This window comes from Ochrobactrum sp. WV_118_8 (assembly GCF_039631535.1).
Classification (GTDB): Bacteria; Pseudomonadota; Alphaproteobacteria; order Rhizobiales; family Rhizobiaceae; genus Brucella; species Brucella anthropi.
This window is the reverse complement of the sequence record NZ_JBDIUZ010000002.1, coordinates 158099-180648: the sequence shown is the minus strand read 5'-3', so window position 1 is coordinate 180648 and position 22550 is coordinate 158099. Positions and strand designations below refer to the sequence as shown.

Sequence of the window (22550 nt, the reverse complement as noted above, 5' to 3'; positions counted from 1 at the left end):
GCGGACATGGAAATGATTTGAAGTCCGTGTCCATATCTGGACCGATATTTGAAATTGAAGCGGAGTACGGTTTCCAGGAAGCCGCCGTTTTCAAAAGGGGGCCGCGCTGAAGCGCCGCTCATAACACCAGGAGGGCCGGGTTACCGGCTTAAAGAGATGGAACTCGATATTGTCTCCCTGTCGCGATTGCAGTTTGCAATCACGGCACTTTATCACTTCCTCTTCGTACCTCTGACCTTGGGTCTTTCCGTGCTGCTTGCCATCATGGAAACCGTTTACGTGATGACGGGGCGACTCATCTGGCGGCAGATGACGAAATTTTGGGGTACGCTGTTTGGCATCAACTTTGTCATGGGCGTCGCGACGGGCATCGTGATGGAATTCCAGTTCGGCATGAACTGGAGTTATTACAGCCACTATGTCGGCGACATCTTCGGCGCACCGCTCGCCATCGAAGGCCTTATGGCTTTCTTCCTTGAAGCAACCTTCGTAGGTCTGTTCTTCTTCGGCTGGGATCGCCTGTCGAAAGTCGGGCACCTCATGGCGACTTATGCGGTCGCGGCAGGTTCCAACTTCTCGGCACTGTGGATTCTGATCGCCAATGGCTGGATGCAGAATCCGGTCGGGTCGGCATTCAATCCCGAAACCATGCGTATGGAAATCACCGATTTCTTCGCAGTGCTGATGAACCCGGTCGCGCAGGCCAAGTTCGTGCATACGGTTTCTGCCGGTTATGTCACCGCGTCTGTTTTCGTGCTCGGTGTTTCGGCCTGGTATCTGCTCAAGGGACGCTCGGTAGAACTCGCCAAGCGCTCGATGACCATTGCAGCATCGTTCGGTCTTGCCGCAACTCTTTCCGTCGTCGTCCTTGGTGACGAAAGCGGCTATCTGGCCAACGAACATCAGAAGATGAAGATCGCGGCGATAGAAGCCATGTGGGAAACAGAACCGGCTCCGGCTTCGTTCACCGTATTCGGTTTCCCGGATCAAGCAGCACGCGAAACTCACTTCGCGGTGCATATTCCATGGGTCATGGGCCTGATCGGTACGCGTTCTCTCACCACCCCAATTCAGGGCATCAACGATCTTGTTGAAAGTGCGGAGAACCATATCCGCAATGGCATCGTCGCCTATGACGCCTTGCAGAAAATCCGTGCGGCTGGCGACACGAATGCCGTTCCGCAGGAAGTGAAGGACGTCTTTGCCGATAACAGTCAGTGGATGGGCTATGCGCTTCTGCTGAAGCGCTATGTCGACGATCCGCGTCAGGCAACCGACGCACAGATCACACAGGCCGCAAACGATACCGTTCCCGGTGTCCTGCCCCTGTTCTGGGCCTTCCGCATCATGGTCGGCATCGGCTTCTTCCTGATCCTGCTGACGGGCACATTCTTCGTGCTGTCTGCGCGTCGTAAACTCGACCGTTATCCGTTCCTGTTGCGGATTGCCGTGTTTGCGATACCGCTACCGTGGATCGCAGCCGAAATGGGCTGGATCGTCGCGGAGTTTGGCCGCCAGCCATGGGTCATCGAAGGCATATTGCCGACGGCAGTCGGGGTTTCCAATCTCGGAGCATCCACAGTGCTGCTGACCATACTTGGTTTCGTGGCGATCTATACGGTTCTCTTCATCATCGAGATGGGCCTGATGATCCGTGCTATCAAGGCTGGACCTGAACCCGACAGCAAGCCGGAAGCAATGCTCGCCCCGGCCAGCATCGCACCTGCGGAGTAAGGATCATGATACTCAGCGATTTGTTGGACTATGAAACCCTGCGTCTCATCTGGTGGGTGCTGCTCGGCGTATTGCTGATCGCTTTTGCCGCGATGGACGGGTTCGACCTTGGTGTCGACATACTCATGCCCGTCGTCGGCAAAACCGATGTCGAGCGACGCATCATCATCAACACGATCGGCCCGGTCTGGGAAGGCAATCAGGTCTGGTTGATCCTCGGGGGCGGTGCTATTTTCGCTGCCTGGCCACAGCTCTATGCGGTGTCTTTCTCGGGATTCTATCTGGCGATGTTTGTCATCCTGTTCGCACTCATCCTGCGTCCGGTCGGGTTCAAATATCGTTCCAAGCGCGAGAGTGAGGCCTGGAGGAGAGGCTGGGACTGGGCGCTTTTCATCGGCGGTTTCGTTCCTGCCCTTATCTTCGGCGTTGCCGTCGGCAATGTCCTACAGGGCGTTCCATTCCGTATCGCCGACGACTTTCAGATATTCTATGAAGGCTCGTTCTTCGGTCTGCTGAATCCGTTTGCACTGCTTTGCGGCGTGCTTTCGGTGACGATGCTCTGCATGCATGGCGCTTCTTGGCTGATGTTGAAGACGACCGGGGATATTCAGGCGCGTGCCCGGTCCTACGGCAGCATCGCAGCTCTTCTGACTGTCGTGCTCTATGTGCTGGCTGGGGTTGTCAGCTGGTTCTGGGTTTCGGGCTACCGGATCACGAGCGCCATCGTCACCGACGGGCCATCCAATCCGCTGCGCAAGACTGTGGAACTGGATCACGGTGCATGGTTCACCAACTATGTGAACTATCCTGTCCTGCTCATCGCTCCGGCGCTCGGCATTTTGGGGGCACTGGCGGTCTTCATCGCATTGCGTAGCCGTCGTGAATTAGCCCCGCTGCTGTTCGGAAAGCTGTCGATATTCGGCATTATTTCGTCGGTCGGCGTGTCGATGTTCCCGTTCATTCTGCCATCGTCGCTCGATCCGCGCTCAAGCCTGACGGTATGGGATTCGTCTTCCAGCCATATGACACTGTTCATCATGCTGGTTGTGACGCTCATCTTCCTGCCGTTGATCGTTGTCTACACGTCCTGGGTTTACAAGGTCCTGTGGGGCAAGGTCGATAAGGACATGATCGAAGATGACAGCAATCACGCTTACTAGAGTGCATTTCGATCTGATTGCATCAGATCGGCGCTCTATAAGTTTCGTTTCAACGCGCATCCTGAAAACCGTTTCACACTTTTCAGGATGCGCTTGGAACAACCGAGAAAGGAAAGCAATATGTGGTATTTTTCCTGGTTGTTGGGGCTTCCGCTTGCTGCGGCTTTCGCCGTGCTCAACGCCATGTGGTATGAGCTGATGGATGACCGGGCGCGCAAGCGTCTCGCGGCCGATCCGACTGCGGATCTGGCTCGTGAAGGCAAGAAACACCATTAGAGCGCGTTTCGATCTGATTACATCAGATCGGCGCTCTAACGTCCTCTATTTCAAGCATAATCTTATCGATCTTCGTTTCACTCCGGTCGGATTGTGCTTTGACATGAAATAAAAACGGCCCGGAAACGGGCCGTTTTCTTTGATGGAAGTCGCTCAAGGTTGGGGTATTGTCAGCTCGGCTACGAAATCATAGGCATCGCCGCGATAGAGTGATTTTGTAAACTCCACCACCCGACCGGACGGCAGATACGAAATCCGTTCGATGGACAGACCCGCATCGCCTTCCTTGACGCCCAGAATGCGTGCGTCGGGGTCTTTGATGTTGCAGGCTGCTATGCGCTGGACCGCACGCACAGGGCGAAACCCGGTGCGGCTCAGCTCGGCATAGAGCGAGCCCTTGACCGCATCCGGGTCGGGCAGGATTTCGCTTGAAAGACTTGCGCGCTCGATGGCCAGCGGCATGTCACTCGCAATGCGCAGGCGACCGAGGCGGGCAACGCGGGTTTCCGAAGAAACGCCCAGCTTCATCATCTCTTCAGGCGAAGGGTAGTAAAGGCCGCGCTCCAGCCATCGGGATTGCGTGGTGATGCCGCGGCGCGCCATGTCCTCAGTAAATGAAGTCAGCATCGAGAGCGACTGCTGCACGCGTTCGCTCGGGCGTACGACGAACGTTCCCGAACCATGACGGCGCACGAGAAGCCCGGCCTTGACGAGATCATCCACCGCTTTGCGCACCGTCACACGGCTGATATTGGCATATTCAGCAATGTCGCGTTCCGGCGGCAGGGCTTCGCCATCAACCAGCTGCCCGGCGCGGATCGCAGTCTCCAGTGACTGACGCAGCTGCATATAGAGTGGGCCACCAGAAGAGGGAGCAGAACCCTGTAGGTTCTTGGGCAGGAAAGCGCTGAAATTTCCGCTCATTCGCGCGCCTTTCCATTTTGCGACCCATATCGCTTGAGGGCCAGTTGTAGAGCGCCTGTCAAAGCATCCGCCGCCGGTTTGACCAGAAGCTTCTGCTGGTGTGGCGGCAGCCATTCCACATAAAGCGGTGCCATGCCGCCAAGCAGGCTGATGCGTTCAGCGCCCTGTTTGATCAGTACGTCAAGCGTTTCACTCACATAACCAGCAGAACGCTCCAGCAACATCCGCGCTGTCGCGTCTCCCTCGTTCGCATACTGGAAAATACGTGGAGCATATTTGCCAAAGTCACCGGGCTTCGCCGTCCACGCAAATTCGACCAGATTATCCGGATTGTTGTCGAACTCGTTGAGGAGGTCGGTCGTCAGGCGTGTGCGTGGATGAATGCCGTCATGCACGAGCAGGCTTTCCTGCAACAAGCTTTGACCGAGCCGCGCACCGCTGCCGAGATCACTCAGGGGGAAACCCCATCCGCCGACTGAATGAATTCGACCACTCCGACGTGTGATATAGGCCGTGCCCGTGCCGAGAATGGCAACGATGCCGTCTTGATCGCCAAGCGCACCCTGCAGGGCGATCACGCCGTCAAACTCCACATTGGAGTGCGCGAAGGGCAGGCCGCGTTCTATCGGGGTGCCTGCACCCACGACATTGCCGCCTGCCAGACCGAGAACCGCGTGACTGGTCGCATAATGCGTCTTGTCCAGCCCGGCATCATCAAAAGCGTTATCGATCGCTGCGATCACATTGATCAGCGCCGTTCGCGGATCGGTGACGATATTGGCGGAGCCGCTGCGCCCCGAACCCAGAATCGCACCATCGCTACCCGCCACCACGGCGCGACATCCCGTGCCGCCACCATCGACGCCAATGAAGAATTCAGTCATGAAGATACCTCCAGCTTGAAGATACCAAAAAAATACCATTAACCAAGCAGATTTGTCGGCTTGTGAAAAAATTGATTAATTCGTTGATAAAATTTGAGAAAAACGACTGTTTTAAATTTTTATGCGCGAAAGTTGTAAACTTCTCTGGACAATTGGTACGTTTTTGGCATTAATTTCAACAGAAGGGGAGCGCAATGCCGCTGAGGGCGAGGAGCACGCGGAATAGGGATGGAGATCACCGGCGGGGGCCGGTACTTTTCCCATAACGCGAGGAGCGATCGTACTGAAGCGGTCTGGCGTACTTTCGCCTCTGTTGCGCATCCGCGCTAAAAAACGGGAGAAGGTCAAATGGTTCGTAATACGTTGAAACTCATGCTGCTGGGTTCCACGCTTTTGGCGTCGGGATCGGCTGCGCTTGCCGAAGATGTCACACTGACGGTCGAAAGCTGGCGTAACGACGATCTGCAGATCTGGCAGGAAAAGATCATTCCGGCTTTTGAAGCCAAGAATCCTGGCATCAAGATCAATTTCGCACCGAGTGCGCCAACCGAGTATAACGCGGCCCTCAATGCCAAGCTCGACGCCGGTTCAGGCGGCGACCTTATTTCCTGCCGTCCGTTCGACACGTCGCTCGAGCTTTTCAACAAGGGCAAGCTCTCCGACCTGACCGATCTCGAAGGCATGAAGAACTTCTCCGACGTTGCCAAGTCCGCTTGGAGCACTGACGACGGTTCAAAGACCTTCTGCGTGCCGATGGCTTCGGTTATTCACGGCTTCATCTACAATCAGGAAGCCTTCGACAAGCTGGGGCTCAAGGCTCCGACCACGGAAGCCGAATTCTTCGAAGCTCTCGACAAGATCAAGGCAGACGGCACCTACATCCCGATGGCCATGGGCACGAAGGATATGTGGGAAGCCGCAACCATGGGCTACCAGAATATCGGACCAACCTACTGGAAAGGCGAGGAAGGCCGCAAGGCTCTGATCGCCGGTACAGAAAAGCTCACCGATCCGCAGTGGGTCGAACCGTTCAAGGTTCTTGCCAAGTGGAAGGATTATCTGGGCGACGGTTTCGAAGCGCAGACTTATCCGGACAGCCAGAACCTGTTCACGCTTGGCCGCGCCGCCATCTATCCGGCTGGTTCGTGGGAAATTGGCCTGTTCAATACGCAGGCGCAATTCAAGATGGGTGCCTTCCCGCCACCGGTCAAGAATGCAGGCGATACCTGCTACATCTCCGACCACAACGATATCGGCCTTGGCCTCAACGCTTCGAGCAAGCACGCAGAACAGGCAAAGGTTTTCCTGAACTGGGTATCTTCGCCTGAGTTCGCTGAAATCTACGCCAATGCGCTGCCGGGCTTCTTCAGCCTCAATTCGACGGCAGTGAAAATGAGCGATCCGCTGGCACAGGAGTTCGTTTCCTGGCGCGAAAAGTGCAAGCCAACCATTCGTTCGACCTACCAGATTCTCTCGCGTGGCACGCCGAACCTCGAAAATGAAACCTGGGTTCAGTCGGCCAACGTCATCAACGGCACTGTGACGCCGGAAGATGCCGCGAAGAAGCTGCAGGAAGGTCTGGACAGCTGGTACAAGCCTGCGAAGTAAAAACGCGGGACAATATGGGCGGCGATCGCGGGGGCGCGCCGCCCATATCTTTTCGTCTGTCGCATCGACATGCAGTTTTGCAATCGGTGCATTCCGTGTCAGTTTAAAATGACGCGAGCGGGCAGGGATGGGAAATATTGTTTCCCGGTTTGCACGCATTCTCGTGAACGAGAACGCTAACCATCGGTTTTATGCATTTCCGAACGCAAATGGTTCATACCTTTGCTGGAAATGCTCTTGAAGAGCGAATGCCTATATGAGCCAATCTGCCGACATGACAGGTATTGTGCACAAGCGCCCAAGGCGTTGGCATATACTTGTATTTCTTCTGCCCTGCGTCCTGATCTATACGGCGGTGATGGTGCTGCCATTGATCGAGACACTTCGGCAGGCATTCTTCAATGTCGTCGACGGACAGCGCGCTTTTGTGGGGTTCGCCAATTTCCAGGCACTTTTCGGTGATCCGAACTGGTCACGCGATTTCTGGAATGCGTTGAAAAACAACGTTATATTCTTTTGTATTCACATGCTTGTTCAAAACCCGATCGGCATTCTGCTGGCAGCCATGCTGTCCCTGCCGAAGCTGCGTTTTGCTGCCTTCTACCGCACGGCGATCTTTCTCCCAACGCTGCTGTCCTTCGTGATCGTGGGCTTTATCTGGAAGCTGATCCTGTCGCCGATCTGGGGCGTCGCACCGTGGATGATGGACCTTTTCGGTCTCAAATGGCTGTTTGGCCCGTGGCTCGGCAAGGCGGATACGGCGCTTGTCACCGTGTCGCTCGTCTCGGTCTGGCAGTTCGTCGGCATTCCGATGATGCTGATCTATGCAGCTCTTCTGAATATTCCCGATGAAATCATCGAAGCGGCCGAATGTGACGGCATCACCGGTTGGAGCCAGTTCTTCAAGATCAAGCTGCCGCTGATCCTGCCTTCAATCGGCCTGATCTCGGTGATGACCTTCGTTGCCAACTTCAACGCGTTCGACCTCGTCTATTCGATGCAGGGTGCGCTTGCCGGACCGGACAAGTCGACAGATATTCTGGGCACGTTCCTTTATCGTACTTTCTTCGGCTTCCAGCTGCAGCTTGGCAACCCGTCCATGGGCGCAACCATCGCCGCCGTGATGTTCCTCATCATTCTGGCAGGTGTGTCGCTCTACCTGTTCGGCATCCAGCGCCGCATGCGCCGCTACCAGTTCTGAAGGACGAGACCATGTCGAAAGCACGCACATCGCCCATTCGCACCACTCTCGTTCATGCGGCCCTGATCTTCTACATGCTGATCGCCGTGTTCCCGGTGGCGCTGACGCTGATCAATTCGTTCAAGGATCGCAATGCGATTTTCCGCACGCCACTGCAGTTTCCGACACCGGAAAGTTTCAGTCTCATCGGCTATGAAACGGTTCTGAAGCAGGGCTCCTTCCTGACTTACTTTCAGAACAGCACCATCGTCACGGTGGTGAGCATCTTCCTTGTGATCCTGTTCGGTGCGATGGCAGCCTTTGCGCTCGCTGAATATCGCTTCAAGGGCAACACGCTGATGGGGCTTTATCTCGCCATCGGCATCATGATCCCGATCCGGCTCGGCACGGTTGCACTGCTGCAAGGCATGGTAGCCGCAGGTCTGGTCAACACGCTGACGGCGCTGATCCTCGTTTATACCGCGCAGGGCCTGCCGCTTGCGATCTTCATCCTGTCGGAATTCATGCGAACAGTATCCGACGATTTGAAGAATGCCGGGCGAATAGACGGCATGTCGGAATATGCAATCTTCTTCAAGCTGGTGCTGCCGTTGATCAGGCCTGCCATGGCCACGGTCGCCGTTTTCACCATGATCCCGATCTGGAACGATCTCTGGTTTCCGCTGATCCTTGCGCCAAGTGAAGCCACCAAGACGGTGACGCTCGGTTCGCAGCTGTTCATCGGTCAGTTCGTCACCAACTGGAATGCGGTTCTGTCAGCGCTTTCGCTGGCGATGTTCCCGATCCTCGTCCTTTACGTCATATTCTCGCGGCAGCTGATCCGCGGCATCACCGCGGGGGCTGTAAAATGAGTTCTGCAATGCAAAATCCTGTTCGTGTTCTTTCCGCCGGTCTCGGCAATATGGGCCGCAGCCATGCACTGGCCTATCACCGCAATCCCGGCTTCGAGGTCATCGGCCTCGTCAATCGCACCAAGGTTGCCGTTCCGGATGAACTGGCAGGCTATGAAATTCATCCTTCCTTCCATGAAGCACTGAAGGAACTGAAGCCCGATCTCGCCTGCGTCGCTACTTATTCGGAAAGCCATGCGGATTATGCCGTCGCGGCGCTGGAGCAGGGCGCGCATGTGTTCGTGGAAAAGCCGCTGGCAACGACGGTTGAGGATGCGCGTCGGGTAATCGACTGCGCACGCGCCAACGGGCGCAAGCTCGTCATCGGCTATATTCTGCGCCATCATCCGTCGTGGATGCGGCTTATTTCCGAGGCACGCCAGCTCGGTGGACCTTACGTCTTCCGCATGAATCTCAACCAGCAATCCAGTGGCGCAACCTGGGAGACGCACAAGAACCTGATGAACACCACGTCGCCCATTGTCGATTGTGGCGTGCATTATGTGGACGTCATGTGCCAGATCACTGACGCCAAGCCGGTGGAAGTGCGCGGCATGGGATTGCGCCTCTCCGACGAGATCAAGCCGGACATGTATAATTACGGCCATCTTCAAGTGTTGTTCGATGACGGCACGGTCGGCTGGTATGAAGCGGGCTGGGGACCGATGATGTCGGAAACGGCCTTCTTCGTGAAGGACGTCATCTCGCCGAACGGCTGCGTCTCGATCGTCATGAACGAGGCCGTGACCAAATCCGACGATGTGGACGCACATACCAAGACCTCGACCATCCGTGTTCACCGCGCCGAGCGTGGGGCGGACGGAAAGTTCCTGAAACCGGATACGAACCTCTCCATGGCCGACGAGCCCGGACATCAGGAATTGTGTGAACGCGAGCAGGCTTACATGCTGAAGGCCATTCGCGAAGATATCGATCTCAACCGACATATGGATGACGCGCTGCAATCGCTGCGCATCTGCCTTGCGGCAGATGAAAGCGTGCGCTCGGGCCAGCCTGTCAAACTGTAAGCCGGTAGAAATTAGAGCGGTTCCAGTTAAAACGGATTCGTGGAACCGCTCTATCTCTTTGTTTTCACGCATTATCCTACGCAAAACCGCTTCGCACTTTTGCTGGAAATGCTCTAAGGGAATTAGTTACGTGGGATCGCTGCTACTCAAATCGGTACACAAGCGCTACGGCGCACAGGAAGTTCTGCAGGATATCAATCTTGAAGTGCAGGACGGCGAATTCATCATCTTCGTCGGACCTTCCGGTTGCGGCAAGTCAACGCTGCTGCGCTCCATAGCCGGTCTGGAAGATGTTTCTTCCGGTCAGGTGCTCATCAATGGCGATGATGTCACAGTCACGCCGCCTTCCAAGCGCGGCATCGCGATGGTGTTCCAGTCCTATGCGCTTTATCCTCACCTGACGGTCAAGGACAATATGGGGCTTGGCCTCAAGCAGGCAGGCACGGCCAAGGCTGAAATCGAAACACGCGTTTCGAAAGCTTCGGCAATGCTGTCGCTTGACCCTTATCTGGGTCGCCGTCCGGCTGAAATGTCAGGTGGCCAGCGCCAGCGCGTCGCCATCGGGCGTGCACTGGTGCGCGAACCTGAACTGTTCCTGTTCGATGAACCGCTGTCGAACCTCGATGCTGCACTTCGCGTGCAGACGCGGCTTGAAATCGCCAAGTTGCACCGCGAGCTCAAGGCGACGATGATCTATGTCACGCATGATCAGGTTGAGGCCATGACGCTTGCTGACCGTATCGTTGTCCTCAATGCCGGCCGCATCGAGCAGGTCGGTTCGCCGATGGAACTCTATAACAAGCCTGACAATCTGTTTGTCGCAGGCTTCATCGGCTCGCCGCAGATGAATTTCGTGGACGGCACCCGTGTTGGCGACGCAGGAGCGAAGACGGTCGGTATCCGTCCCGAGCACATTTCCGTCAGCCGCGACAGCGGCAAATGGCAAGGCAAGGTCATCCACGCCGAACATCTCGGTGCCGATACGATCCTTTACGTCGAAACCGAAGCTGCGGGCCTGATTACGGTGCGGCTCTTCGGCGAACATCACTACAACGAAGGCGACATGATCTTCATTACGCCTGATGATAGCAAGACGCATCGGTTTGATGCGAACGGCAAAGCGATCCGCTGAACCGAATATTTCGCAGCTTCTTACCAAGCCGCGCCCTCGGGTGCGGCTTTTCTTTTTGGAGAATCGGCGTCGTTTGATGGACGTAATTCTCGCTGGGATACATGGACAAAAAGCCTCATGCTGAGTTTGTGAGAAACGAAAACCGCGCTCGAAAGGGCCGAAAGAGTACCAATAAGTACTGACGTTTTCGTCAATCAAAAGCAATATTATTGCGGTACCAGATAGTTAAACATTCCACTTAAAATCCCATCGAAATCACGGGAATAAGCTTGTTTCGTCCGGCGCACCTTAGCTGCTGCCAAAGCACGAGCGAACCCGTTTCACAAAAGAGTGCCGAAGCGGCCGAAAAATAATCTTGCTTTATTTTTGAACCCGTTCCACCCTGAAAACGGATGGTGCCGAAGGAGGAAATCGGCGCCATGTCGCATGGGAGGAACAAGGTCGGCAGATGTGACTAACAACGCCGACGATAGGGTTTCCGAAACGCACGGAACCAATCCGATATTCTCCCGTTCGACATTTTGTAAGTTCCCTAGGCCAGTTGTGAGGCCAGTTTCGAGGGTTACCCGCATGAGCGATGATGTCGTACTATCCCTGCATGTTCCCGAGCCGGAGTGGCGGCCCGGTGACGCACCGGATTTCTCCCATGTCAAAATCCCGCGTGCGGGAAGCGTTCGCAGGCCGGAAATCGACGAAAAGCCGGAAGCAATGCGCGATCTGGCTTTCAGCATCATCCGCGTTTTGAACCGCGAAGGCGAGGCGGTCGGCCCCTGGGCGGGCACCTTGACCGATGATGAGTTGAAAGACGGGCTTCGCCACATGATGACCCTGCGCGCTTATGATGCCCGCATGATGATGGCTCAGCGTCAAGGCAAGACCTCGTTCTATATGCAGCATCTCGGCGAAGAGGCGGTCAGCTGTGCTTTCCGCAAGGCATTGCGCAAAGGCGACATGAATTTCCCGACCTATCGTCAGGCCGGTCTGCTCATTGCCGACGATTATCCGCTCGTCACGATGATGAACCAGATTTTCTCCAACGAGCAGGACCCGCTGAAAGGCCGTCAGCTTCCGGTGATGTACTCGTCACAGGACCATGGCTTCTTCACCATTTCCGGCAATCTCGCGACGCAATATACGCAGGCCGTCGGCTGGGCCATGGCTTCGGCCATCAGCCACGATACGAAGATCGCTGCTGCATGGATCGGCGATGGCTCGACCGCAGAAAGCGATTTCCACGCCGCATTGGTTTTTGCTTCGACCTACAAAGCCCCGGTGGTGATGAATATCGTCAACAACCAATGGGCCATTTCCACCTTTCAGGGCATTGCGCGCGGCGGCTCCGGCACTTTCGCAGCGCGCGGCCACGGCTTCGGCATTCCTGCCCTACGTGTCGATGGCAATGACTATCTGGCCGTTCATGCGGTAGCCAAATGGGCTGTGGAACGCGCCCGGCGCAATCTCGGGCCGACCATCATCGAATATGTGACCTATCGCGCTGGCGGACACTCAACCTCTGACGATCCATCCGCCTATCGTCCGAAGGCCGAAAGCGACGCATGGCCGCTCGGCGATCCGATCCTGCGGCTCAAGAACCATCTTATCAAGCGCGGCGTCTGGTCGGATGAACGTCACAAGCAGGCCGAAGCCGAAGTGATGGATCTGGTGGTGGCTGCACAGCGTGAAGCGGAAGCCATTGGTACGCTGCATGATGGCCGCAAGCCGTCGATGCGCGACATGTTTGAGGATGTCTATGCCGAAACGCCGCCGCATCTTATCCGCCAGCGTCAGGAAGCGGGGTTTTGAGCATTTCCAGGAAAAGTGTGAAGCGGTTTTCCGTTCGGAAATGCGGAGGAAATAATTCATGACCAAGATGACCATGATCGAGGCGATCCAGAACGCCCACGATATCGCCATGGAACGCGACAAGAAGGTGGTCGTGTTCGGCGAGGATGTCGGATATTTCGGCGGTGTTTTCCGCTGTACGGCTGGCCTCCAGAAGAAATACGGCAAGGAACGCTGCTTTGATGCGCCGATCAGTGAGCTCGGCATTGTCGGCACCGCCATCGGCATGGCCGCTTACGGTCTTCGCCCCTGCATCGAAGTGCAGTTCGCGGACTATGTCTACCCGGCCTACGACCAGATCGTTTCCGAGGCCGCACGCCTACGCTATCGCTCTGCGGGCGAGTTCACCTGTCCTATCGTGATCCGCATGCCATCCGGCGGCGGCATCTATGGTGGCCAGACGCACAGCCAGAGTCCGGAAGCGCTTTTCACCCATGTATCGGGCCTGAAGACGGTCATGCCGTCGACGCCTGCCGATGCCAAGGGACTGCTGCTGGCGGCCATCGAAGACCCTGATCCCGTTATCATGTTCGAACCGAAGCGTCTTTATAACGGCCCTTTCGACGGGCATCACGACCGTCCGGTGACATCCTGGAAGAAACATGATCTCGGTGATGTGCCGGAAGGCTATTATACCGTGCCGCTAGGCAAAGCTGCCATTCGCCGCGAGGGCAGCGACGTGACGGTGCTTGCCTATGGCACCATGGTCCATGTGGCGCTTGCCGCCGCCGAGGAAACCGGCGTCGATGCTGAGGTGATCGATCTTCGCACGCTGCTTCCACTCGATACGGACACCATCATGGCGTCGGTGAAGAAGACCGGGCGCTGCGTAATCGTGCATGAGGCGACGCTGACCTGCGGTTACGGCGCGGAACTTGCTGCACTCGTGCAGCGTGATTGCTTCTATCATCTGGAAGCGCCGATCCTCCGCGTTACCGGTTGGGACACGCCTTATCCGCATGCGCAGGAATGGGCCTATTTCCCCGGCCCCGACCGGGTTGGCCGCGCGCTAACATCCATCATGGAAGCTTGAGGGGGAGGGAAACATGGCACATTTTACAATTAAACTCCCCGATGTTGGTGAAGGCGTTGCCGAGGCCGAATTGGTCGAATGGCATGTGAAGGTTGGCGATGTCGTGCGCGAGGACGATCTTCTCGCCGCCGTCATGACCGACAAGGCAACAGTGGAAATTCCATCGTCACGCGGCGGCAAGGTCATCGCCGTCAATGGTGAAGTCGGCGAGAAGATCGCTGTCGGGTCTGAACTCGTCCGTCTGGAGATCGAGGGCGGTGCGACGGAAGAGAAATCCGAAGGGAACGCAGAAGAACCGGCTCCGACTGCTGTTGAAACGGCCAAGCCGCAACCGGCACCAACTCCCGAAACACCGGTTCTGTTGCAGACGCCGGTTCCTCCAAAAGCGGCTGCCCCCAAGCGTGAAGCCACAAGCCGCGCATTCTCTGGTGCGGGTCCGATACGCAGCGAGGGCGAAAGGCCGCTGGCAACACCGTCCGTCAGACTGCGCGCTCGCGATGCAGGCGTCGATCTGCGTCGTGTTCGCGGTACGGGTCCGGCGGGGCGCATCACGCATGAAGATCTGGACGTCTTTTTCCAGCAGGAAACAGGCGCGTCACCGGCTCTGTCCGGTTATGCAACCGACACCTCGGTCAACGAGATCAAGGTCATCGGCCTTCGCCGCAAGATTGCCGAACGCATGGCCGAGGCGAAGCGCCATATTCCGCATATTACCATCGTCGAAGAGGTCGATGTTACACAGTTGGAAGAGCTGCGTAGCGGCCTCAATAATGAAAAGAAAGAAGATCGCCCGCGTCTGACGCTTCTGCCTTTCATTATTCGGACTATCGTCAAGGCAGTGAAAGAACAGCCCGGTCTCAATGCGCATTTCGATGACGAGGCCGACATCATCCGCCAGTTTGGTGGTGTGCATATCGGCATCGCCACGCAGACGCCCAACGGTCTGATTGTGCCGGTAGTACGCCATGCGGAAAGCATGAGCGTGTTCGCTGCAGCTTCTGAGTTGTCGCGCGTTACTGACGCGGCGCGCAACGGTACGGCGAAGCGAGAAGAACTGACAGGTTCCACCATCACCATCACATCGCTTGGACCACTCGGTGCAATCGCCACGACACCGATCATCAACCGCCCGGAAGTCGCAATCATCGGCATCAACAAGATGGCCGTGCGTCCTATGTGGGACGGAGTGCAGTTCGTGCCGCGCAAGATGATGAACCTGTCGTGCAGTTTCGACCATCGCGTGATCGACGGCTGGGACGCTGCGGTTTTCGTACAGAAGCTGAAAAGCCTTCTGGAAACGCCAGCGATGATTTTTGTAGAAGGCTGATCGAATGAGCGAGATTTCCTGCAAACTCCTGATCATCGGCGGCGGCCCCGGCGGCTATGTATGCGGCATCCGGGCAGGCCAGCTCGGCATCGATACGGTGCTGGTGGAAAAGACGCGACTGGGCGGCACGTGCCTCAATGTGGGCTGCATCCCGTCCAAGGCGCTGATCCACGCAGCTGATGAATTCCACCGCCTTTCCGTCTTTGCATCGAAGGGCGCGCTCGGCATTACGGCGCAGAATCCGGCCATCGACTTTGCCAGAACGCTTGAATGGAAAGACGGCATTGTGAGCCGCCTTAATGGCGGTGTGGCTGGACTCCTGAAACGGTCACGCGTGCGCATGTTCCATGGACAGGCACGCTTTCTCGACGGGAAAACCGTTCTGGTCGAAACCGATACCGGCCGCCAGACGATCCATGCCGAAAACATCGTTATCGCAACCGGCTCCGTTCCGGTTGAAATTCAGGCGCTGCCATTTGGCGGAAAAGTCATTTCGTCCACTGAAGCGCTGTCGCTGGAAAAGGTGCCGGAAAAGCTGGCTATCGTCGGTGGCGGCTATATCGGGCTGGAAATCGGCACGGCCTTTGCCAAGCTTGGCGCGAAAGTCACTGTGGTGGAAGCCACTGACCGCATCCTGCCGCAATATGATGCCGAGCTGACGCGTCCGGTCATGGCGCGTTTGAAGGCGCTCGGCGTCGAAGTCCTGACCAGCACTTCAGCCAAGGGACTATCGAAGGATGAGGCAGGGCTTGAAGTCCTGACCGCCGACGGCGCTACGAAGACCATCGAGGCCGACAAGATCCTCGTCACTGTGGGCCGCAAGCCGCAGACCGACGGTTGGGGTCTCAGTGAAATTCGTCTCGATATGGATGGACGTTTCATCCGTATCGACGAGCGCTGCCGCACTTCCATGCGCGGTGTCTATGCCATTGGTGACGTGACCGGCGAGCCAATGCTTGCGCATCGTGCCATGGCACAGGGCGAGATGGTGGCGGAAATCATCGCAGTCGGCAATCAGCTTTGGGACAAACGCTGTATCCCCGCCGTCTGCTTCACCGATCCGGAAATCGTTACGGTCGGGCTATCGCCGGATGAGGCGCGCAAGGCCGGTCATGAGATTCAGGTGGGCATTTTCCCGTTTCAGGCCAATGGCCGAGCAATGACGATCGAGCGTGAAGACGGCTTGATCCGTGTCGTTGCACGTGCGGATAATCACCTCATCCTCGGTATTCAGGCTGTTGGCGTCGGCATATCCGAGCTTTCATCATCCTTCGCGCAGGCGGTGGAGATGGGGGCAAGACTGGAAGACATCGCCGGTACGATCCACGCACATCCGACATTGAGCGAAGGCTTTGCCGAAGCCAGCATGAAAGCGCTCGGCCACGCGTTGCACATCTAGCTCTTCAACTTACGCTCGTGCCGCCAGAGGAAAATGGCGGCACCGGCAACCATGGCAGCAAGCGCAAACCATGTGATTGCATAGGAAAGATGGCTGTTACGGAATTTCACGACCGTCAGTCCACCAATGGGAAGCGCTCCCGCGCCAGCTGTTGCATCCGCATCGATGAAATAGGGCGCAGCAGGTCCCAGATTTTCCTTCTGCGCAAAGGCCGCAACGTCGCGTGAATTCCAGTCATTGCGCGCCGGATCGTTCGGACGCAGGAAGAACCCGTCAGGTTCCGGCATACGCAACAGGCCTGTTACGGTCGTTTCACCAGCAATCTGCGTTTCCTGCCGCGATGACGGATCGCGCTTGTCGCTTGGAACAAAGCCGCGATTGATGAAAGTCAGTGCGCCATCGGATGAACGCATCGGCGTCAGGACCCAATAGCCCGCGCCGCGCTCGGTCAGCGCATGGACCAGCACTTCCTTGTCGTTCAGATAGGTGCCGGTCAACGTGACATGGCGGTATTCATCGTCTTTCTGGTTGACGTTGGCCCAATCGTCCGGGCCCGGCGCTGCAATTGGTTCGGCATGAACGCGCGCATCGACCCTTGCGATGAGATCGAGCTTCCATTGCAGACGCTCCACCTGCCAGATTCCCAGCCCCATGAAGAGAATGAAGAAGAAGCCCACCAGAATCGTCAATAACCCCAGAAAGATGCCAGACTTCTTATTTTCCGGCTGTCCGTCGGTTTGAGCGGGCGAGGGCATAGCATTTCCTTGATGTCTGGATGAAGAGAGACAATTGCTATCCCTTACCCCAGACGTCTCCTTTTAAAAAGGGTAGGGCTGGAACAAGACCGTGATCGACACTGCCGACCAGCAAATATCGGAAAATAAAAAATGCAGCGCCTGCTGCGCTGGGATGCGAGCGACGCTGAAGAAAAACGTGATACGATTAATTAAACTCAGGCTAGTTTATGAATTCTGCGTCTGCGGTGCGAATAGCCACCCTTCGACAGGCGCAATACGTTGCAAACCTGTGTTTTGTCTTCGGAGGGCTTTGGCATCTGCTCATGAATGCGCAGCAAAATCTGCTGCGTAACTGTACGATCCTTTTCGGTAGCCGCAGGACCGATAATAATGCTCTTCATCGATCATTCTCCCTATCTTCTGGGCGCGAGACCGCTTTCGAGGCTATCTCGACCGATTATCAAGAATGTACGAATGAACTAAGTATTAACCAAATTTTACATCTTGACAAGCGCATTGGCGCAACAGTTTCCAACCCATTGGCAAGGCACAGCAAAAAGCCGAATCGCGTGTGCGATCCGGCTTTTTTTAACTTGGATTTAGCAGTGATCAGTCGCGGTTGCCCGTCAGGATCTCGCGCTTGCCGACATGATTGGCAGGGCCGACCAGACCGTCCTTCTCCATACGCTCCACGAGCGACGCAGCACGGTTATAACCGATACCGAGGCGGCGCTGGATATAGGATGTGGAGCACTTCTTGTCGCGCATCACGACCTTGATGGCCTGTTCATATACGTCGTCACCATCTTCCGAACCCATCGAGGTTGCATCGAAAACCGCTGCGTCCTGCGTTGCGTCTTCGTCTTCCTCGTCTTCCGTGACGGTCGCCAGATAATCCGGACGTCCCTGTTCCTTCAGGTGGTTGACCACTTTTTCGACTTCTTCATCGGAAACGAACGGGCCATGGACACGGACGATGCGTCCGCCGCCTGCCATATGAAGCATGTCGCCCTGACCGAGAAGCTGCTCGGCACCCATTTCACCGAGGATCGTGCGGCTGTCGATCTTCGAGGTGACCTGGAACGAGATGCGGGTCGGGAAGTTTGCCTTGATCGTGCCGGTAATGACATCGACCGAAGGGCGTTGGGTTGCCATGATGAGGTGGATACCGGCGGCGCGGGCCATCTGGGCAAGACGCTGGACGGCGCCTTCAATGTCCTTGCCAGCAACCATCATCAGGTCGGCCATCTCGTCGATGATTACCACGATGTACGGCATGGGCGTCAGGTCGAGCTCTTCCTGAATATAGGTCGCTTCCCCCGTTTCCTTGTCGAAGCCGGATTGCACCGTGCACATCACGGTTTCGCCCTTGCCCTTGGCCGAGGCGGCGCGGGCATTAAAGCCTTCGATGTTACGCACGCCGAGGCGGGCCATCTTGCGATAGCGTTCTTCCATCTCGCGCACGGCCCATTTCAGAGCGACGACGGCCTTTTTCGGATCAGTAACAACCGGGGTCAGCAGGTGTGGAATACCATCATAGATGGACAGTTCCAGCATCTTCGGATCAACCATGATCAGGCGGCATTCTTCCGGCTTGAAACGGTAGAGCAGCGACAGGATCATCGTGTTGATGGCGACCGACTTACCCGAACCGGTGGTGCCTGCCACCAGAAGGTGAGGCATTTTGGCCAGTTCAGCGATGATCGGCTCGCCACCAATACCCTTGCCGAGGCAAAGCGGCAGACGGTAGTTCGATGCCTCGAAGGTACGGCTATCGATCATTTCACGCAGGTAAACAGTTTCGCGATTGGCATTCGGCAGTTCGATGCCGATGACATTGCGGCCGGGAACCACAGCCACGCGGGCGGAAAGCGCCGACATGGAGCGGGCGATATCATCGGCAAGGCCGATGACGCGCGAGGACTTGACGCCAGGCGCCGGTTCAAACTCGTAGAGCGTGACGACCGGACCAGGGCGGACATGAATGATCTCACCGCGCACGCCGAAATCCTCCAGCACGCTTTCGAGCAACCCCGCGCTGCGTTCCAGCATTTCCTGCGTGATGACATTTCCGTCCTGTTCGGGCGGCATCTGCAAGAGGTCTCGCGGCGGAAACTCATAGCTGCCGTGAATGACAGGCGCTTCGGCGCGGGGGAGGGGCTGCGGCTGGTACAATGCAATCGAAGGCGCCGCCTTGACCGCGGCGGGCTTTTCGACGACCGGCTCCGGAACCACTACTTCCTCGATGACATGTTCCTCCGCTTCAGCAACGGTGAGTACAACTTCGTCCTCGGTGGCTTCGCCGATAACTTCGGGTGCGATCTCTGGCACAGCCACAATCGGCTGCGGCGCGGGCGTTTCGACCTGAACAGTGGCAACAGGTTTCGGTGCAACCGTTTCAACTGGCGCAAGGGCAGCCGGTGTCTCTACGACTGGCTGAATCGGGGCGACTGCAGCTGGCTCCGGTTGCTTGTTCCATTCGCGAATACGGAACTGTGCCAGAATGGATTCAACGGTCGGCAAAGGCTTGCGCGGTTCTGCTGGAACAGCAGAAACCAGAGGCTCCGCAGGCACAAGTGCCGTATCGATGTCGCAACCTTCCCAGAAAGCGAAGTCTGAAAGATAGGCAAAGGCCGATGGCTGGGCCGGATTTACAATGTCAGCCGCGACCGGTTCAGCCACAACTGGGGCTACTTCCAGAGCGGGCTCTGCAGGAGCTGCGACAACTGTCACAGGAATCAAAGGCATTGCAGGCGGCACCGGTGCTATTGGCGAGCGAACCATGCTCTGCGACACGGTCTTCTGCAATTTGGCGACCGCCATGGGTTGAGCTTCGGCAACCTTCTCGACACTGATCTCTGGCGCAGCTTCAGCTTGAGTGCGCTCATTGATGCTCGGGAGTTCCTCGCCGCGACGACGCAAAAGCTCAACTTCTGGCGTGCGGGTAAAACGAACATTCGCACCGAGCGAAAAATGGATTTTCCAGGCATCGTCACTGGCGGGGTTTTGACTGCCCGTCTGACCGCTAGGCTGCTTCGGGTCCTGAGCGTTCTCTGCACGATTTCCTGTAGACTGGGGGAAATTTTCTCTCAAATTACGCATGATACCTGAACCATAGATACTGTCGCCTGAATGAGCCCAAGTAATAAAAAATGAAGGTTAACAACCCCCTTCCGAAACGACCCAAAAGACAGAAATTTCTTGCGGGACATATATCCTCATGCATAGCTCCCCCCAAAGACTATATTACCTTCGGTTGCATATATAAAATCAGCAATATCAATCTAATAAAGGTATTTCTTATATTGATTTATGCGCAATGCAACAATCAAGGGTAGTTTCCGCTACCTGTTAATTCTGCAGCCGTGAACGGCATCCGGCGGCAGAGAGGCCTCAAGTCCGAGACTCACTGATCAGTCCCGTGCGAGGGCGACGACCGGATCGAGTTTGGAGGCGTTGCGAGCCGGAATAAAGCCGAATCCGATGCCGATCAGGCTCGAGCAGACAAGCGCAACCACGATGGAGGCGGGAGAATAGATGAGCTGGAACATCGAACTGAACTGCGCAAACAGCAGGCCGAATCCGGCAGCGATGAGAACACCAAGCACGCCACCGATCAGACAAACGAGAATCGCCTCGATCAGGAACTGCTGCAAAATATCGCTCTGGCGTGCGCCAATGGCCATGCGGACACCGATCTCGTTGATTCTTTCCGATACGGCGACAAGCATGATGTTCATGACACCGATGCCGCCGACAAAAAGCGATATGCCTGCAATGCTGGACACGAGAAGGGCAAGCGTTGCCGTCGTGGCCTGAATGGTCTTTTGCAGGCTGTCGGTATTGAAGACTGAGAAGTCCTTCTCGCCATGCCGTTTGGTCAGGAAAGCCGTAATCAGTTTTTCGGCTTCCGACGGGTCCATTGTGTCGGCGACGCGAACGAGGATCATCTGTAATGAACGTGAGCCGGTCATGCGTGTCTGAACAGTCGTGTAGGGCAGGTAGACTTCAAGCGTTTGCGCGCCACCCGGTCCGCGTTCCTCGGCCTTGACGACACCGACAATGCGCACTGGCACTTTGTTCAAAAGGATGATCTTGCCGATGACAGAGCCTACTTCATGGGGAAAGAGTGTCGTCTTGGCTGTTTCATCAACCACAGCCACCTGTTCCAGATCATCGACATTGCGCTGATCGAAAAACCGGCCTTCGAGCAATTTGCTGTTGCGTGTGACGAAATATTCCGCACCCACACCGTTCACCGAAACGCTGACTTCCTTGTCGCCGACACGGATCGTTGAGTTTGTCGAACCGGATGGCGTCGCAGCCACCACATAGGGCAGTTTCGCGATCTCCTTGGCATCGTCCAGATTGAGCGTTGTGATCTGCGCGGCTTTCAGGTCGCCAAATCCCCTGCCGGGACTGATGTAAAGCGTATTGGTGCCGAGATCGCTGATCCGCTCTAGAATCTGCCGCTGTGACCCTTGTCCCAGGGCCACGACGCAGACGACAGATGCCGTGCCAATAATGATGCCGAGCATCGTCAGAAACGTGCGCAGCCGATGCGCATTCATCGACCGGAGCGCCATCGCGAATGCCTCGTTGAAGCGGTCGCGAAGCCCGGCGAGCAGTCTTGGCTTGGCCTGCTGCTGCTCAACCGGCACAGACATCACTCGCCGCTCGGTCTCACCGTTACGTGTGTCGGAGATGATTTCGCCATCGCGAATTTCTATGATGCGCTGCGCCCGCGCTGCAACCTGCCGGTCATGCGTGACGATGACGATGGTGCGTCCTTCGCGGTTCAGTTCCTGAAGGATGCCAAGGACTTCCTCGCCGCTATGGCTGTCGAGCGCACCCGTTGGCTCGTCCGCCAGAATGACATCAGCATCGTTGATGAGGGCGCGGGCGATGGAAACGCGCTGCTGCTGGCCCCCGGAAAGCTGGCTGGGCCGGTGATGGGTGCGTTCGCCCATACCAAGCCGCTGAAGGATCATTTCAGCCTTTTCGCGCCGTTCCGCCTTTTTCTGGCCTGCATAAATGGCCGGTATCTCGACATTGCCTACGGCGTCCAGTTCACCAAGCAGATGATAGCGCTGAAAAATGAAACCGAAATGCTCACGCCGCAATTGTGCCAGCTCATCAGCTTCAAGTTCCGACGTAGCGCGACCGGAAATCAGATATTCGCCTTCCGACGGACGATCCAGACAGCCGAGAATATTCATCAGCGTGGATTTGCCCGAACCCGACGCGCCAATGATCGCCACCATCTCTCCGCGCTCGATGGTCAGGTTCACATGGTTCAGAACCGTCGTGAAGTCGTCACCCGACGGATATTGTCGGGAAACGCCCTTGAGCGAGAGAAGCGGCGTATCGCTCAT

18 protein-coding genes are annotated in these 22550 nt (G+C 56.5%); 12 read left to right on the top strand and 6 right to left on the bottom strand.

Annotation, left to right across the window (positions count from 1 at the left end; all coding sequences use genetic code 11):
* The first annotated feature begins 156 nt into the window (after positions 1–156).
* From ABDF71_RS15025 to cydX, 3 genes are all read left to right on the top strand, one after another.
* Positions 157–1734 (top strand): cytochrome ubiquinol oxidase subunit I, encoded by a 1578-nt coding sequence (locus ABDF71_RS15025; RefSeq protein WP_012092944.1) that lies wholly within the window; start codon positions 157–159, stop codon positions 1732–1734.
* Positions 1735–1739: 5 nt separating this feature from the next.
* Entirely contained in the window at positions 1740–2894 is a 1155-nt protein-coding gene (gene cydB / locus ABDF71_RS15020) for a cytochrome d ubiquinol oxidase subunit II (RefSeq protein WP_010658740.1), read from the top strand.
* Positions 2895–3014: 120 nt separating this feature from the next.
* Complete coding sequence (gene cydX / locus ABDF71_RS15015) at positions 3015–3170, top strand: cytochrome bd-I oxidase subunit CydX (RefSeq protein WP_029375948.1); 156 nt, start codon at positions 3015–3017, stop codon at positions 3168–3170.
* Positions 3171–3323: 153 nt separating this feature from the next.
* Here the strand turns inward: cydX and ABDF71_RS15010 are convergent, their stop codons facing one another.
* Together ABDF71_RS15010 and ABDF71_RS15005 are read right to left on the bottom strand one after the other, a co-directional pair.
* On the bottom strand, positions 3324–4094 hold the full coding sequence (locus ABDF71_RS15010) for a GntR family transcriptional regulator (protein WP_010658742.1): 771 nt from the start codon (positions 4092–4094) through the stop codon (positions 3324–3326).
* Positions 4091–4978, bottom strand: a complete 888-nt coding sequence (locus ABDF71_RS15005) for a glucosamine kinase nucleotide-binding domain-containing protein (protein WP_029927481.1) — start codon at positions 4976–4978, stop codon at positions 4091–4093. Before ABDF71_RS15005 ends, ABDF71_RS15010 begins: the two co-directional genes overlap by 4 nt.
* 348 nt (positions 4979–5326) lie before the next feature.
* On the opposite strand from ABDF71_RS15005, the gene ABDF71_RS15000 reads away from it, so the two are divergent.
* The 9 genes from ABDF71_RS15000 (at position 5327) to lpdA (ending at position 16438) form a co-directional block, all read left to right on the top strand.
* Positions 5327–6586: an ABC transporter substrate-binding protein gene (locus tag ABDF71_RS15000; protein WP_010658744.1), complete on the top strand. Its 1260-nt coding sequence runs from the start codon at positions 5327–5329 to the stop codon at positions 6584–6586.
* Positions 6587–6842: 256 nt separating this feature from the next.
* The gene (locus ABDF71_RS14995; RefSeq protein WP_029927479.1) at positions 6843–7787 is read left to right on the top strand and encodes a carbohydrate ABC transporter permease; all 945 of its coding nucleotides are present in this window, start codon (positions 6843–6845) and stop codon (positions 7785–7787) included.
* Positions 7788–7798: 11 nt separating this feature from the next.
* Positions 7799–8638, top strand: a complete 840-nt coding sequence (locus ABDF71_RS14990) for a carbohydrate ABC transporter permease (RefSeq protein ID WP_010658746.1) — start codon at positions 7799–7801, stop codon at positions 8636–8638.
* On the top strand, positions 8635–9705 hold the full coding sequence (locus ABDF71_RS14985; RefSeq protein ID WP_151663831.1) for a Gfo/Idh/MocA family protein: 1071 nt from the start codon (positions 8635–8637) through the stop codon (positions 9703–9705). Before ABDF71_RS14990 ends, ABDF71_RS14985 begins: the two co-directional genes overlap by 4 nt.
* A 130-nt stretch (positions 9706–9835) precedes the next feature.
* Positions 9836–10837 (top strand): ABC transporter ATP-binding protein, encoded by a 1002-nt coding sequence (locus tag ABDF71_RS14980; RefSeq protein WP_010658748.1) that lies wholly within the window; start codon positions 9836–9838, stop codon positions 10835–10837.
* Positions 10838–11407: 570 nt separating this feature from the next.
* Positions 11408–12640: a 3-methyl-2-oxobutanoate dehydrogenase (2-methylpropanoyl-transferring) subunit alpha gene (locus ABDF71_RS14975; protein ID WP_010658749.1), complete on the top strand. Its 1233-nt coding sequence runs from the start codon at positions 11408–11410 to the stop codon at positions 12638–12640.
* A gap of 58 nt (positions 12641–12698) precedes the next feature.
* Positions 12699–13712 (top strand): alpha-ketoacid dehydrogenase subunit beta, encoded by a 1014-nt coding sequence (locus tag ABDF71_RS14970; RefSeq protein ID WP_010658750.1) that lies wholly within the window; start codon positions 12699–12701, stop codon positions 13710–13712.
* 13 nt (positions 13713–13725) lie between these two features.
* Positions 13726–15039: a dihydrolipoamide acetyltransferase family protein gene (locus tag ABDF71_RS14965; RefSeq protein ID WP_151663829.1), complete on the top strand. Its 1314-nt coding sequence runs from the start codon at positions 13726–13728 to the stop codon at positions 15037–15039.
* A 4-nt stretch (positions 15040–15043) separates the two neighbouring features.
* Positions 15044–16438 carry a dihydrolipoyl dehydrogenase gene (gene lpdA, locus ABDF71_RS14960; RefSeq protein ID WP_151663828.1) on the top strand — a complete coding sequence of 465 codons (1395 nt, stop codon included), beginning with the start codon at positions 15044–15046 and terminating at the stop codon, positions 16436–16438.
* Here lpdA and ABDF71_RS14955 read toward each other — a convergent pair.
* From ABDF71_RS14955 to ABDF71_RS14940, 4 genes are all read right to left on the bottom strand, one after another.
* Positions 16435–17193, bottom strand: a complete 759-nt coding sequence (locus ABDF71_RS14955; protein WP_036586299.1) for an SURF1 family protein — start codon at positions 17191–17193, stop codon at positions 16435–16437. The two genes, lpdA and ABDF71_RS14955, sit on opposite strands and share 4 nt — an antisense overlap.
* Before the next feature lie 197 nt (positions 17194–17390).
* Positions 17391–17576, bottom strand: coding sequence for a hypothetical protein (locus ABDF71_RS14950; protein ID WP_010658754.1), 186 nt, complete (start codon positions 17574–17576; stop codon positions 17391–17393).
* A gap of 208 nt (positions 17577–17784) precedes the next feature.
* Complete coding sequence (locus ABDF71_RS14945; protein ID WP_500061678.1) at positions 17785–20277, bottom strand: DNA translocase FtsK; 2493 nt, start codon at positions 20275–20277, stop codon at positions 17785–17787.
* A gap of 311 nt (positions 20278–20588) precedes the next feature.
* On the bottom strand, positions 20589–22550 hold the full coding sequence (locus ABDF71_RS14940) for a MacB family efflux pump subunit (protein WP_151665495.1): 1962 nt from the start codon (positions 22548–22550) through the stop codon (positions 20589–20591).